This is a genomic window from Streptomyces sp. CB00316, from assembly GCF_001905595.1.
Taxonomy (GTDB): domain Bacteria; phylum Actinomycetota; class Actinomycetes; order Streptomycetales; family Streptomycetaceae; genus Streptomyces.
In genome coordinates this window covers 761,472-775,834 of sequence record NZ_LIXI01000005.1, presented here as the reverse complement: position 1 = coordinate 775,834, position 14,363 = coordinate 761,472, and the positions used below count along the sequence as shown (strand labels likewise).

General features: G+C 71.5%; 10 protein-coding genes. 8 read left to right on the top strand and 2 right to left on the bottom strand.

Annotation, left to right across the window (positions count from 1 at the left end; translation table 11 throughout):
* Positions 1–19 precede the first annotated feature (19 nt).
* Positions 20–1,588 (top strand): hypothetical protein, encoded by a 1,569-nt coding sequence (locus tag AMK21_RS18165; RefSeq protein ID WP_073879099.1) that lies wholly within the window; start codon positions 20–22, stop codon positions 1,586–1,588.
* On the top strand, positions 1,585–3,912 hold the full coding sequence (locus AMK21_RS18160) for a glycosyltransferase (protein WP_073879098.1): 2,328 nt from the start codon (positions 1,585–1,587) through the stop codon (positions 3,910–3,912). Before AMK21_RS18165 ends, AMK21_RS18160 begins: the two co-directional genes overlap by 4 nt.
* 82 nt (positions 3,913–3,994) lie before the next feature.
* Here the strand turns inward: AMK21_RS18160 and AMK21_RS18155 are convergent, their stop codons facing one another.
* Together AMK21_RS18155 and AMK21_RS18150 are read right to left on the bottom strand one after the other, a co-directional pair.
* Complete coding sequence (locus tag AMK21_RS18155) at positions 3,995–5,368, bottom strand: polysialyltransferase family glycosyltransferase (RefSeq protein WP_073879096.1); 1,374 nt, start codon at positions 5,366–5,368, stop codon at positions 3,995–3,997.
* Positions 5,365–6,348: a glycosyltransferase family 2 protein gene (locus AMK21_RS18150; protein ID WP_073879210.1), complete on the bottom strand. Its 984-nt coding sequence runs from the start codon at positions 6,346–6,348 to the stop codon at positions 5,365–5,367. Before AMK21_RS18150 ends, AMK21_RS18155 begins: the two co-directional genes overlap by 4 nt.
* A 583-nt stretch (positions 6,349–6,931) precedes the next feature.
* On the opposite strand from AMK21_RS18150, the gene AMK21_RS18145 reads away from it, so the two are divergent.
* From AMK21_RS18145 to AMK21_RS18120, 6 genes are all read left to right on the top strand, one after another.
* Positions 6,932–8,314, top strand: a complete 1,383-nt coding sequence (locus AMK21_RS18145) for a DUF6716 putative glycosyltransferase (RefSeq protein ID WP_073879094.1) — start codon at positions 6,932–6,934, stop codon at positions 8,312–8,314.
* 20 nt (positions 8,315–8,334) lie between these two features.
* Complete coding sequence (locus AMK21_RS18140) at positions 8,335–9,567, top strand: acylneuraminate cytidylyltransferase (protein ID WP_073879092.1); 1,233 nt, start codon at positions 8,335–8,337, stop codon at positions 9,565–9,567.
* Positions 9,568–9,579: 12 nt separating this feature from the next.
* Positions 9,580–10,515 carry an N-acetylneuraminate synthase family protein gene (locus AMK21_RS18135; protein WP_073879090.1) on the top strand — a complete coding sequence of 312 codons (936 nt, stop codon included), beginning with the start codon at positions 9,580–9,582 and terminating at the stop codon, positions 10,513–10,515.
* A 10-nt stretch (positions 10,516–10,525) separates the two neighbouring features.
* The gene (locus tag AMK21_RS18130; RefSeq protein WP_073879088.1) at positions 10,526–11,560 is read left to right on the top strand and encodes a hypothetical protein; all 1,035 of its coding nucleotides are present in this window, start codon (positions 10,526–10,528) and stop codon (positions 11,558–11,560) included.
* Between the two features lie 177 nt (positions 11,561–11,737).
* On the top strand, positions 11,738–12,973 hold the full coding sequence (locus AMK21_RS18125; RefSeq protein ID WP_073879086.1) for an amidohydrolase: 1,236 nt from the start codon (positions 11,738–11,740) through the stop codon (positions 12,971–12,973).
* 174 nt (positions 12,974–13,147) lie between these two features.
* Positions 13,148–14,191 (top strand): BMP family lipoprotein, encoded by a 1,044-nt coding sequence (locus AMK21_RS18120; RefSeq protein WP_073879084.1) that lies wholly within the window; start codon positions 13,148–13,150, stop codon positions 14,189–14,191.
* Positions 14,192–14,363: the final 172 nt, after the last annotated feature.

Here is a 14,363-nt window from a genome sequence, read left to right as displayed (position 1 = left end):
ACCAGACGCTTGGAGCGCCATGACGACAGCCCGCACCCGCTGGCCACGGCAACGTGACGCGGAGGCTCCGACAACCTCCGGAGAGCCGGTGGCCACCGCCCGGGTGGACGCCGTGGACCTGGAGACCTGCCTGAGTGCCTGTGCCGCGCACAGCACCAAGCTCGTCGCGAGCCTGGACCGGCGGCGCAACGCCCTGGCCGAGGCGCTCCGCAACTTCCTCGCCACCCATGCCGCGACCGTCCCGGCGACCTCGGGCACCAGTCCGCTGCCGCTGCTGCGGCGCCCGGCCAAGGCGTCGGCCAGCTCCGCGATGCTGCTCGGCGACGCGCTGATGGACCCGCTGCTCGCGGTCGGGAACAAGGCCCTGGAGTGCGGTTACGAGGACGAGACGAAGCTCGCCCTGATGGTCGCCGACACCGTGCTCACCCAGCGCAAGCGCTCTCGGGCCGGCTGGCGGCTGCGCGCCCGTGTGCTGGAGGCCATGGGCGCCGAGAGCGCCGCGGTCGCCGCGTTCGAGCGCTACCTCGAACTCACCGAGGAGGACGGCTTCGGCGTTGCCTCCAAGCTGGCCGGGCTCCGCGAGGGCGCCCGGCTCCAGGCGGAGCTGGTGCAGCGGCTCGCCGTCGGCTGCCCCGAGGCCCGGGAGTTCGCCGACGGCTCCGCCACCGACTCCTGGGCACAGGGCCTGGAGCTGCACGCCCGGGGCGCTTGGGACGAGGCCCGGCCGCTGCTGATCGGCACGCTGCTCGGCCAGATCGCGGCCGACGCCCCGGTGCGCGAGATCCAGCAGACGGTCGCGCACTACCTCGGCCTCCTCCGTGAGGAGGCCGGTGTCGTGGGCAGCGGGAGCGCGCCCATGGCCGGCCGGGCGCCCGCGGGCCCCGGCGACCCGTCCGCCCTCGCCGAGCTCACCGCCCTCACCACGCTCTACGCGGAGCAGCGCAGGGCCCGGATGCGCGGACCGGTCGACGACCCCACCTTCGGCGGCGTCCAGTGGCTCACCCTGGGTGAGTTCCGCAACCGAATCGCCGGGAAGTCGATCTGCCTGATCGCCAACTCCCAGCGGGTGGGCGACAGTTCGCTGGGCAAGGAGATCGACGACTACGACCTGGTGGTCCGCTTCAACTCGTACCGGATCGACCCGGTGGCCACTGGCCGGCGCACGGACATCCACGTCAGCATCCACAAGCACGGGTTCAACTGGGACCAGCACGTGGACACCCGGCTGATCTTCGGCGGCATCTCCGGCGACTGGAAGCACTCGCTGCGCAACCGGCTGGTCCCGGGCGCGCAGACCTACCTGGGGGACGAATCCCTGCGCTGGCCGGTGCGCGGCATAGGGCGCCTCGGCCGGGATGTGTGGCCGTCGATCCCCACCAGCGGCTTCAACATGCTCTGGCTGCTGGACTTCCTGGACGTGAGCCCTCGCCTCGACCTGATCGGCTTCGACTTCTACGAGAGCGGCGCCTACCGGCTGCCCGCGGCGATGCGGATGCCCATCACGTCCGTGCACGAGTACACCAGCGAGAAGGCGTGGGTCATGGAACGGGCCCAGAGCGTCACCGACACGAGGATCCGACTGCGATGACGATGCCCACCACCTCCACCGCCGCCCCCGTGGCGCCCGCGAACGCGCTGACCGGGAAGCGCCGCATCGCCTTCGCCAGCTTCGTGGACGAGAACTACCTACCCGGCTTTCTGACCCTGCTGCGCAGCCTCGCCCTGTCCAACCCGAACGTCTGCGAGGACTTCCTCGTCCTGCACGACGGCCTGCGTCCCGCCTCCGTCGCGAAGATACGCGCCCTGCACCCGCGCACCGACTTCCGCCGGGTGGACGCCGACCACTACGACTCGTACGCCAAGGGCGACCAGGACAACTACCTGGTGCGCAAGGCCTACTTCATCCTCGATGTGTTCCGGGTCCGCGACTACGACACCGTGATCACCCTGGACACCGACATGGTCGTCCTGGACGACCTGGGCGAGCTGCTGCGGCTGCGCGAGGGCCTGGCCGCCGTCCCGCAGTTCTTCTACGGCCAGCACAAGCTGAACAGCGGGCTGCTGGTCATCCAGCGCGAGTACCTGACCGACGCCTTCTGCGCCGAGCTGGACAGGGTCGGCCGGGCCGGTTCGTACGAGCTGGACAAGCACGACCAGGGCATTCTGAACGCCGTGCTGGACGGCGACTTCGTCCATCTGGACGCCCGCTACAACTTCGTCAAGCGGCGGCTCTCCGGCGACCTCCCGGTACCCGACGAAACGGCGATCCTGCACTTCACGGGCCGCCACAAGCCCTGGCAGGGCGGTGAGGCCGGCTACTCCGCGGCCGAGGCCCGCTGGCACGAGTACAACCTGTCCGACGCCGAGTTCCACGCCGCCTACCTCGCGGCAGGCGGCACCAAGCACCACGACCTGCTGGTCCACTACGGCACCCCCCACGTCAGGCGCACTGCCGACGTGGAGAGCGCCCGCAAGGTGGCCGCCGCCCACATCCTGGCCGGCGAGTACCAGGAGGCCGTCGACCTGCTCTCCCCGCTGCGCATCCCGGTCGAGGAGTCCTGGCCGCACGAGGTCCTCGGGCACGCCCTGATGAGCGTGTCCCGGTACGAGGAGGCCCGTGCCCAGTTGCTGCTGGCGGCCTCCGCGCCCAACCGGGCCGCGACCGCCTACGGACGGCTCGCCCAGATCGCCTGGATCCACGGCGACGACGAGGGCGCGTCCCGCCTCGCGCTCCAGGGGCTCGGCGTCGACCCGACGCACCGGGCGAACCGGTTGATGCACCTGCGCACCACAGGCCTCACCCCGCCCGTCGAGGGCCCCGCCTCCGGGCAGCTCGCCCATGTCGCCTTCTACATGGAGCGCCAGGGCAACGCGGGCGACAAACTGCTGCCCGAGAGCGTACGGCTGGCCTTCGGCCAGGACACCGGACCCGACCGCTGGCACTCGGTCCACGCCCACCGGCTCTTCGACGAGGCGGCCCTGGAGCGGGTCAACGCCCGGCGGGGTCTGGTCATCGGCGGCGGCGGACTCTTCATCCCCGACACCGCGCCGAACGGCAACAGCGGCTGGCAGTGGAACGTCTCCGACGAGCTGCTCGGGCGGATCGACGTCCCCGTCATGGTGTACGCGGTCGGCTTCAACGCCTTCGACGGCCAGGCGTACGGACACGGTCGCACGCGGTTCCTGTCCAGCCTGCGCAAGCTGGTGGAGACCTCCGCCTTCTTCGGGCTGCGCAACCACGGCTCGATCGAGAAGGTCCGGGAGCTGCTGCCGCCGGAGCTCCAGGACAAGGTCCGCTTCCAGCCCTGCCCGACCACAGTCACCCGGCAGCTGGTCGACGGCTGGCGCGATCCGGCCGAGCGCGAGAACACCATCCTGGTCAACGCCGCCTACGACCGGGCCGGCCTGCGCTTCGGCCATGACTACGGGCACTTCCTCGGCGAGATGGCCACCGCGATCACCGCGCTCGGCGAGCAGGCCGAGGTGAAGTGTGTGGCGCACTCGCTGGACGACGAGCGGATCGCGTTCGACCTGCGGCGCGAGCACGGCATCTCGCTGCCGGTCATCCCGATGTACGACTTCGACAACGACTCCATACGTGACGTCTACGCCCGGACGAAGCTGGTCATCGGCATGCGGGGACACGCGGGGATGATCCCGTTCGGCTGCGGCACGCCGATCATCAGCCTGATCTCGCATCCCAAGATGGCCTACTTCCTGGCCGACATCGAGCGACCCGAGTGGGGCATCTCCGTCCACGACCGCCACCTCGGCGCCCGCCTCACGGAACGGGCGACCGCGCTGCTGGCCGACCACGCGGCGTCCGTCGCCGATGTGCACGGCCGCCAGCAGGAGCTGTGGAAGGTCACCGAGGCCAATGCCGCGGACCTCCGGGTGATCGTGGGCCGGTAGCCCGCACGGCACGACGGTGGGGCGGGTCCGGAAACCGGGCCCGCCCCACCGTCGTGTCACCCGCCGTGCCGCGGGCGAGGAACTACCGCCGGGCCGCCCGCCGCAACGCCCGCGCCCGCCGGACCGCCCTGCGTACCGCCGCATTGCGCGGCAGGAACGAGAACTGGGCCGGCACCCCGCCCGGCAGCCCCAGCGATGTCAGCCGGCGCCGCTTGAAGTACCGCCAGGTCACCGGCGTGAGCCGGGTGGAGAGATACCGTTCCGCCGCCGGCCGCAGCCCAGGGTGCATCCTCGGCTGCATCGCGAACCCGACCGCCGTCACCAGCGCGGAGACCTCCCGCTCGGCGTCGTCCGCGGGCCGCTGCTCCTCGATCGCGGCCCGGTCGCCCAGCTCCGGCAGCAGCGCGTCCACCAAGGTGACCGGCACCCGGTTGCTGTTCTCGTACGGGGCGAGCCGTTCCAGCAGCCGCTCCGTACCGACCCGGGCGACCGGCAGCCCGTAGAACGCCGAGGCGGTGAGCAGCGCCGTCGAGAAGCAGCCCACCACCAGGGCCGGCCGCATCCGCTCGTAGAGCACCTCGGCGAGCACCGGAGCCCGCAGTATCCCGGTGTCCAGCACGGTCAGTTCCGCACCGAGCCGTGCCGCCTCCGCCTCCATCGACCGCGACCACTGGGCCGGGGCCGTCGGGTGCGGCTTGAACACCAGCCGGGTGTGGCCGAGGGTGACCGCACCCCGCATCATCCGCAGGTGCAGCTCCTCCTCCTCCGCGGCGGAGATCAGCCCCAGCGTGGACAGGTACTGCCCGAGCAGCAGGGCCGGTGCCTCGACGGACGGCAGCTCGGTGGGGGCCTGGGCCAGCTCGCCGAGCACCTTCAGGAAGCCCTCGGTCTCCACGACCAGCGGCTCCACACCGAACTCGGTCAGCAGCAGCGGCTTCAGCCCAGGCACCAGATCGAGGTGCAGCAGCCGCCGCACCCGCGTCCCGACCAGCGGATCGAGCTTGTTGCGGGTGGGCCCGTAGCTCATCAGCCCGTCGGCGTACACATCGATCGGGGCGCCGGTGAAGATTTCGGTGATGGCCATCGCCGGGTTGACCTGGATCGACTCGACGGCGAGCTCGACATCGTCCTCGCCCAGCTCCCAGGCCAGCCGCAGATGCCGCTCCCACAGGGGTACGTCGTCCGGGCGGGGGGACCAGCCGCTGGGGTGGAATGGGGCGATGGTCTCGTTCCAGGAGATCACGTCGTCGAACCGGCCGCGCAGCCGCTCGAAGCCCGGCATCGCGTCGAGGGCCGGGGTTGTTTCCGGGATGGCCGCGTTGTTGCAGACCACCAGTATCCGGCGGTCGGCCGGGCCGAAACAGCCGGTGTCCAGGGCGGCGGCGAGCGTGGCCGCGCCGTAGAGCGTGGATGCGGTGAAGAGCTGCGTGGTGCGGCGGGCGGGGGCGGTGCTCATGCCGTCGTCGCCTCCTTCGCGGCGACGGGCCTGCGCCGCAGCCGACGCAGGGACGTGGCGCGCATCACGTCCATCGAGTCGAGGACCTCGTCCAGCACGGCCTGCGGCATACGACCGAGCGCCTGCGAACTCTGTGACTTCAGCATGCGGGCCACCGCCGGTTCGAACCTCTCGATCGAGCTCATGTGATGGGAGATGATGGCGCAGTACGTGCGCACCGCCTTGGGCAGCAGCGCGTCGGCCTCGGGGTCCTCGGCCGTCTCCCGGACGACCTGGTCGAACGACCGGATGAAGTCGAGCTGGCGGACGTCACCGATCTGGGTCAGCGAGGAAGCCACCCCCCGCCGGTAGAAGATGCCCAGCGTGCTGAGCACCGCGAAGGACTCCGCCCGGCGATGCAGCCGCCAGATCCACGGCCGGTCCTCCGCCGTGCGCAGCCCGTCGGTGAAGTGCAGCAGCCCGCGGTCCAGCAGCCTGCGGTGGTAGAGGCCGGCCCAGGCGTACGGGTAGTCCACCGAGGTGGTCCGGTCGGCGGGCAGGATGGCCGTGCGCGGGTCGGTCACGGTGTCGCGCCTGCCGTGCGGGACGCGGTGGACCGTACGGTTGGCGCGCTCGACCTGGACATGATCGGTACGGACGAAGTCGCAGCCCAGGGCCTCGGTCCGGGCGAGCACCTCGGCGAAGTGACCGGGAGCGACCCAGTCGTCGCCGTCCAGGAAGGCGATGTACTGTCCGCGCGCTGCGTCGAGCCCGGTGTTGCGGGCCGCGGCCAGCCCCCCGTTCCGCTCGTGCCTGTGCACGACCGCCCCAGGGATGTCGCCCTCGGCGCGGCGAAGGACGTCCGCGGTCCCGTCGGTCGAGCAGTCGTCGACAAGGATGAACTCGAAGTCCTCACGGATATTGGCTCGAAGACTCCTGAGGGTGTCTGGCGCATATGTCTGCACGTTGAAGAACGGCACGATGACGGAGAGCTTAACCACGCGCATGACGCTAGGGCGGGCGGCGGCACGGATCTTGTCCCTGGCGGGTAATGCAGGTGAACGACGGCGGTCGAGGCGGTGAACCGGTGCTCCGGGTGCTCCGGGTGTTTCGGAGAGGAATCACCTGGAGCACCCGGGTTCCCGCTGGTGCCGGCCGCCCGGATCAGCTGCACGTCACCCGGGTCCACTGCTCCGTTCATACGGGGCATGGCGATTTCTCTCCGCTCAGCGGAATGGCGTTCATTTCGGGCCCGATTTCCGGGACCGCCGTGGAGAAGGGCAGTGCGATCGCGTGCGGACAAGGAGTTGATGAGCGATCGCCGACGCCTGGAACCTCCATGAACCCGCAGCTACGCCAGGTGAGTTGACCTGGAACGGGCCGCCTCGCCCCCTCCGGCTCTCCGTCCGCTTCCCTTCTCGCCCCACGGCGGGTGAACGGTGAATGGAATAGAGGTGAACCACCCGTCACAGAAGCGCTTTCGATGGATCCGGCCTGCCGAATCCCCAAGAGGCGGCTCGCTGTTAACCATTTGTTGCCGTCCCGTTGGGCCGCGCATCGAAATGGCTTCCTAACTTCTAGGACGTGCCCCCACGTACCAGCAGTACGGCCGATCCGGCCCGAACCCCCGCCGAGCCCCGCCCGGTTCTGCGGGTCGCCGTCCTCGCCGACTCCGACACCCGGTGGAAATGGGGCGCGCTCACCGCGCGCCGCCTGACCGCCGAGGCGGACGAGCGGGGCGCGCGCCCCGTAGAGGTCAGCGGGCTGCTGCTGCGCGGCCGGGCCACCCCGACGCCCCGCCAGCTCGCGGAGGTCGGCGAGGTCGGGATCGAGGCCGGGCGGGTCCGCGAGGTCACCGCGGTCGAGTTCCTGCACACCGTGCGCGACGAGGGTTACGACGTCGTCGTCCTCGCCCTCGTCGGCGGCGGCGTCCAGGCCATGCTGCACGGGCTGGCCGCACTGAACCTGGAGCGCCGCCCCGTCATCGTCACCGGATACGTCGGCGTCGTCTACGAGAAGCTCGCCGACGGCCTCCTGCTCCGCCACGGCGCGGACGTCGTCCTCGCCAACTCGGCCCATGACGCGGAGCGTTTCCGCGCGGTCTACGAGGGCGTGGGCGCCGACGCGTCGGCCGTCACGGAGGCCGCGCTGCCCTTCCTCGGCGGAGCCCCGTACCGCGCCGAAGAGGGCCGCGACACCGTGGTGTTCGCCGCCCAGCCCTCCGTACCGGCCTCCCGCGCCGACCGTACGTACCTGCTCCGCCGGCTCGTCGAGCACGCCCGGCTGCACCCCCGCCGCGAGGTGCTGCTCAAGCTGCGCTCCAAGCCCGGCGAGCACACCACGCACGTCGAGGAACTGCCCTACCAGAAGCTCGCGCAGAAGGTGCCCGGCGGGCTGCCGCCCAACTTCCGCCTGGTGTACGGGCACATGGGCGAGGTCCTGGACCGCACCGACCTCCTGGTCACCGTCTCCTCCACCGCGGCCCTGGAGTCCCTGCACCGCCGCATCCCGACCGCGATCCTCACCGATCTCGGTGTACGCGAACCCCTCGGCAACCACCACTTCGTCGGCTCCGGGCTCCTCACCTCCTGGGACCGGCTCGACGGCGGGTGCCGGCCGCGCCCCGACGGACAGTGGCTGGCCGGCCAGGGCGTCGCCGCCGACGGCTCGTACGGCACCGCCTACGACACCGCCCGCGCCAAGGTCACCGCACTGCTGGACGGCGGCCAACTCCCGCCCCCGGCCCCCTACTACACCCCCGCCACCGCCCCCGGCTACCTCCCCGGCATCCTCGCCCGCCACCACCTGGCCCCCGACGGCACGCCCCTGCCCGGCGCCGCCGCGCCGCAGGAGACCGGCCGGGTCCGGGGCGCGGTGCGGGAGACCGTCCGCAACGCGGCGCGCGGCGCCTACCGGCACGGCGTCCAGCGCGTCGCCCCGGTGATCCGCCGGATGGGGGAGCTGTGACCACCACCTCAGGAGCCTCGATGACACCGACCGTGCTCGCCGTGATCCCCGCCCGCGGCGGATCCAAGGGCGTCCCCGCCAAGAACCTCGCCGAGGTCGGCTCCATCCCGCTGGTGGCCCGCGCCGTCCGCGCGGCACTCGGCGCCCCCGAGGTCACCGACGTCGTCGTCACCACCGACGACGCGGCCATCGCCCGGGCCGCCCGCACCGCCGCGGCCGACCTCGGCGCCGCCGACCGGCTGCACTGCGTGGAGCGCCCCGCCGCCATCGCGGGCGACACCGCCACCAGCGAGGCGGCCGTCCTGCACGCCCTGGACGTCTACGAGGCCGAGCGCGCCCGGAGCGTCGACGTGGTCCTCCTCGTCCAGTGCACCAGCCCGTTCGTCTCCCGCGAGGACATCGACGGGGTGGCCCGGGCGGTGGCCCACGAGGGCGCCGACACGGCCGTCACCGTCGCCCCGTTCCACGGGTTCGTCTGGCGCGACGGGGCCGCGGTCGAGGAGGGCACGTACGGCGTCAACCACGACAAGTCCGTACGCCCCCGCCGCCAGGACCGCCCCCAGGACTACCTGGAGACCGGAGCCGCCTACGCGATGGACGCGGCGGGCTTCCGCACCCACCGCCACCGCTTCTTCGGCCACACCGCCCTGGTGGCCACCGACCCGGCCCGGGTGCTGGAGATCGACGACCCGCACGACCTGGCCCGCGCCCGCGCGCTCGCCCCGCTCCTGGACCCCTCGCCGCTGCCCTCCCTCGCGGACGTGGACGCGGTCGTCCTGGACTTCGACGGCACCCAGACCGACGACCGGGTCATGGTCGACTCCGACGGCCGCGAGACGGTCGCCGTCCACCGGGGCGACGGGCTCGGCATCGCCGCCCTGCGCAAGGCCGGCGTGCCCCTGCTGATCCTCTCCACCGAGCAGAACCCGGTCGTCGCCGCCCGCGCCCGCAAGCTCCAGGTACCCGTCCTGCACGGGATCGACCGCAAGGACGAGGCGCTCAAGCAGTGGTGCGGCGAGCAGGACATCGCCCCCGACCGCGTCCTCTACGTCGGCAACGACGTCAACGACCTGGGCTGCTTCGCCCTCGCGGGCTGGCCCGTGGCGGTCGGCAGCGCCCACGACTCGGTACGTGCCGCGGCGCGCGCCGTCACGACCGCCCCCGGCGGCTACGGCGCCATCCGCGAGATCGCGGCCTGGCTGCTGGGCCCCACCCTCACGACCACCCCTGCCCCCGCTGTCCCCACCACGTAAGGAAGCACCACCATGACCAGCACCTCCCGCCTGCGCACGTTCGGCACCCGTACCGCCGGACCCGGCAACCCCGTCTACATCACCGGCGAGATCGGCATCAACCACAACGGCGACCTCGGCAACGCCCTCGCCCTGATCGACGCGGCCGCCGAAGCCGGTTGCGACGCGGTCAAGTTCCAGAAGCGCACCCCGGAGATCTGCACCCCGCGCGACCAGTGGGACATCGAGCGCGACACCCCCTGGGGCCGGATGACGTACATCGACTACCGCCACCGCGTCGAGTTCGGCGAGGACGAGTACCGCGCCATCTCCGAGCACTGCGCCGAGCGCGGCATCGACTGGTTCGCCTCCCCGTGGGACACCGAGGCCGTCGCCTTCCTGGAGAAGTTCGACGTTCCCGCCCACAAGGTGGCCTCCGCGTCCCTCACCGACGACGAGCTGCTCCGCGCCCTGCGCGCCACCGGCCGCACGGTCATCCTCTCCACCGGCATGTCGACGCCGAAGCAGATCCGCCACGCGGTCGAGGTGCTCGGCAGCGACAACATCCTGCTCTGCCACGCCACCTCGACGTACCCGGCCAAGGCCGAGGAGCTCAACCTGCGGGTCATCAACACCCTCCAGCAGGAGTACCCCAACGTCCCGATCGGCTACAGCGGCCACGAGACCGGCCTCCAGACCACCCTGGCCGCCGTCGCCCTCGGCGCCACCTTCGTCGAGCGCCACATCACCCTGGACCGCGCCATGTGGGGCTCCGACCAGGCCGCCTCCGTCGAGCCGCAGGGCCTGACCCGCCTGGTCCGCGACATCCGCACCATCGAGGCCTCCCTCGGCGACGGCGTCAAGAAGGTGTACGAGTCCGAGCTCGGCCCGATGAAGAAGCTCCGCCGGGTCGCGGGCGTCGTCGCCGAGACCGGGAACGCGCCGGCACCCGAGCCGGTCGCGGTCTGAGCGCCGACCGGTGAACCTCGCCTTCGTCGAGAGCCCGGTCCAGCTCCTGAACGTCCTGGAGTGGACCTACGCCATGGGGGGAGACGACCCGGCCGCCACCACGGTCGTCGTCCTCCCCCCGGTCGACCCGATGTCGCGCGGCCAGCTGCGCAGGATGGCGGAGCTGGCCCGCGACGAGGGCGTCACCGTCCGCTGGCAGGAGGCGCGCGGGGACTCCGGCGCGCCTCTCAAGGCCCTGCGTGCCCTGGCCGGGCTGGTCAGGCGGGCGGATCACATCGTGATCGGCGACCCGTTCTCCCGCTATGTGCAGCTCCTGTTGACCCTGGTCCGCGCCGAGCGCCTCACGGTGGTCGACGACGGCACGGCGACCATGGAGTTCGTCACCCAGCTGGCCCGGGGCGAGCGGCTGACCCGCTGGCACCGCAAGGGCCGCGGCGGCCCCCGCGAGCTGATCCTGGCCCCGGTCACGGCCACCGCGCGGCGCCGCTTCACCCCGACGGCCCGGCGCGCGGTGGAGGTCTTCACCGCGATGCCGGTCGAGCCCCCGAAGGGCGTCGCTGTCACCGCCAACACCTTCGCCTGGACCCGCGCCCGCTTCGGCCCGCCGAGCGTCGGCAAGGGCGCCGACCTGGTGGGCACCTCCCTGGTCGAGACCGGGGTCGTCGACCCGGTCCCGTACCAGGAGGCGGTCGCGGCCCTGGCCCGTACCCACGGCGCCACCCGCTACTTCGCCCACCGCCGTGAGTCCGCCGAGAAGCTCCACGCCCTGGAAGCCGCCACCGGCCTGGAGATCGTCCGCCCGGACCTCCCCCTGGAACTCATCGCCCGCCGCGGCCCCATCGGCCACACGGTGGTGAGCTTCCCCTCGACGGTGGTCCACACCCTCCCGCTGGCCCTGGCCGGCACCGGCGTGAACGTCGCGGTCTGCGACATCGCCCCGGAGTGGCTCCGCACGACGGCCTCCCCGCGCGCGCAGGGGTTCCTGAGCGGGGTCACGGAGACGGCGCGGGGGGTGCAGCGGCTGACGTCGACGGCGCACGCCTAGGGGGCGACGGCGCACGCCCAGGGGGTGCCCACCGGCGAGGGAAGCCACCAGATATACCCACTGTCACGAGCCGTCACACACCCCCGTCCCGCCTTTTGTTCGCCTGTGCGGCTGAAGTTTTGTTGATCTGTGGCCAGTTGAGGGGCGAAGGGGCCTACCCTTCACAAGGTGAACCAGTTGAAGTCCCGTGCCTCCCGCCCCGAAGACCTGGTCGACCAGCCGGGAGGAGGTGGGCTGCCCGGCAGGCTCGGTGACGAGCTCCGGGCCGAGCTGATCGCCTTCCGCAGGGATCTGCACATGCATCCCGAGCTGGGCAACCAGGAGTTCCGCACCACCGCCGCCATCAAGGACCGGCTGGAGAAGGCCGGGCTGGAGCCGTGGGTGCTCGACGTGGGGACCGGGCTCGTCTGTGACGTGGGGGAGTGGGACGGCGTGACGCCCATGCTGGCGTTGCGGGCCGACATCGACGCGCTGCCGATCCCGGACACCAAGGCGGACGTCCCCTACCGGTCCACCGTGCCCGACCGGGCCCACGCCTGCGGCCACGACGTCCACACCACCACCGTGCTCGGCGCGGGCCTGGTCCTCGCCGCGCTCGACCGGCAGGGGCTCCTGCCGAACGCGGTACGCCTGGTCTTCCAGCCGGCCGAGGAGGTCCTCCCGGGCGGCGCGGTCGACGCGATCGAGTCCGGGGTGCTGGAGGGCGTCGGCCGGATCATCGCCGTGCACTGCGACCCGAAGGTGGACGCCGGGAAAATCGGGCTGCGCATCGGCCCCATCACCTCCGCCTGCGACCGCCTGGAGATCTCCCTCGACGGCCCCGGCGGCCACACCGCCCGCCCGCACCTCACCACGGACCTGGTCACCGCCGCCGCCCGGGTCGCCGTGGACGTCCCCGCGCTGCTCTCCCGCCGCATCGACGCCCGCTCGGGCCTCGTCCTCACCTGGGGCCGCCTCCACACCGGCCACGCCCCCAACGTCGTCCCGCAACACGCCGAGCTCTCCGGCACGGTCCGCTGCCTGGACCTGGACGCCTGGCGGGACGCGCCGGACCTGGTGCACGCCGCCATCGACGAGGTGGCCGGAATGCACCGGGCCAAGACCGTGATCAATTACGTACGCGGCGTTCCGCCCGTGGTGAACGACGCGGAGTCCATCGGCCTGCTGGACGCGGCGATGACCGAGCGCCGCGGTTCGTACGCGATCGAGGACACCGAGCAGAGCCTCGGCGGCGAGGACTTCTCCTGGTACCTGGAGCGCGTCCCGGGAGCCATGGCCCGCCTGGGGGTCCGGCCGCCCGGCGACACGCGCGGTCTGGACCTGCACCGCGGCAACTTCGACGTGGACGAGGAAGCCATCACCGTGGGGGTCGAGCTGTTCACGGCCGCCGCCCTGCTGGCCGGACGGTCTTAGGGCTGCCGTAACGAAGCGTTCGCGGTCCATCCGTGGACGTGCGCGACACCTCCTGTTCGCGACGATCCGATAACGGCTTCCGTACGTGCTCTTATCTGACATCTACGCGCGTTACGATCGCCGCGAAACCAGCGCCGGAAGAGGCGCTTCGGTCAGGTTTGAAGGAGCCTTCCCTTGCGCCGGATCACCAGGATTGCCACCGTGGGTGTCGCGTCAGCGGCCCTCGCGCTCTCCGTCACCGCGTGTGGCGGAAAAACGTCGTCGGACGCAGGTTCCGACGGTGACAAGGCCGCCATCGCGTACGACATCGGTGGCCGCGGCGACCAGTCGTTCAACGACGCCGCCTACGCCGGACTCGCCAAGGCGGAGAAGGACCTCGACATCAACGGCAGCGAGGCCGAGCCCTCCGACGGTGAGAGCGACGCCGACAAGGTGCAGCGCCTCACCGAGTTGGCCCGCTCCGGCAACAACCCGGTGATCGGCGTCGGCTTCGCCTACGCGCCCGCCATCAAGAAGGTCGCGCCGAAGTTCCCGAAGACCACCTTCGGAATCATCGACGACGCCTCGGTGACCGGCAAGAACATCGCCAACATCGTCTTCAACGAGGAGCAGGGCTCCTACCTCGCCGGCGTCGCCGCCGCCAAGGTCACCAAGACGAAGACGGTCGGCTTCATCGGTGGCGTCGAGACCCCGCTGATCAAGAAGTTCGAGGCCGGTTACGCCCAGGGCGTCAAGGACACCGACCCGACGGTGAAGGTGCTCCCGCAGTACCTGACCCAGCCGCCGAACTTCGACGGCTTCTCCAAGCCCGACCTCGGCAAGGCCGCCGCCCAGGGCCAGCTCGACAAGAACGCCGACGTGATCTACTCGGCCGCCGGTCTGGCCGGCTCGGGTGCCATCGAGGCCGCCTCCAAGGCGAAGAAGTGGAACATCGGCGTCGACTCCGACCAGTACAACCAGGCGGGCCTCGCCAACTACAAGGAGTCCATCCTGACCTCGGTCACGAAGGACATCGAGGACGCGGTCTTCAACCTGATCAAGTCGGTCAAGGACGGCAAGCCGCAGTCCGGTGAGATCCGCTACGGCCTGGACAAGGACGGCGTCGCCCTGTCGATGTCCAACCCCGCCTTCGCCGACATGAAGGACGTCATCGCCGCGGTCGACAAGGCCAAGCAGGAGATCATCGACGGCAAGATCACCGTCAAGACCGCCCCGTAACCAGGACGGTCGAGGCCGGTCCTGGTTTCCCAGGTCCTCCGGCAGGTTTCCCAGGCCCTGTCCGCCCGCCCCGCCGCACACCGGCGGGGCGGGCGGACAGGGCCCACCGGGCCCTCACCCCAGCAGTCAGAACAGCAGTACCGAAGAAGATCCGCCTTTCGCAGGCTCTCCC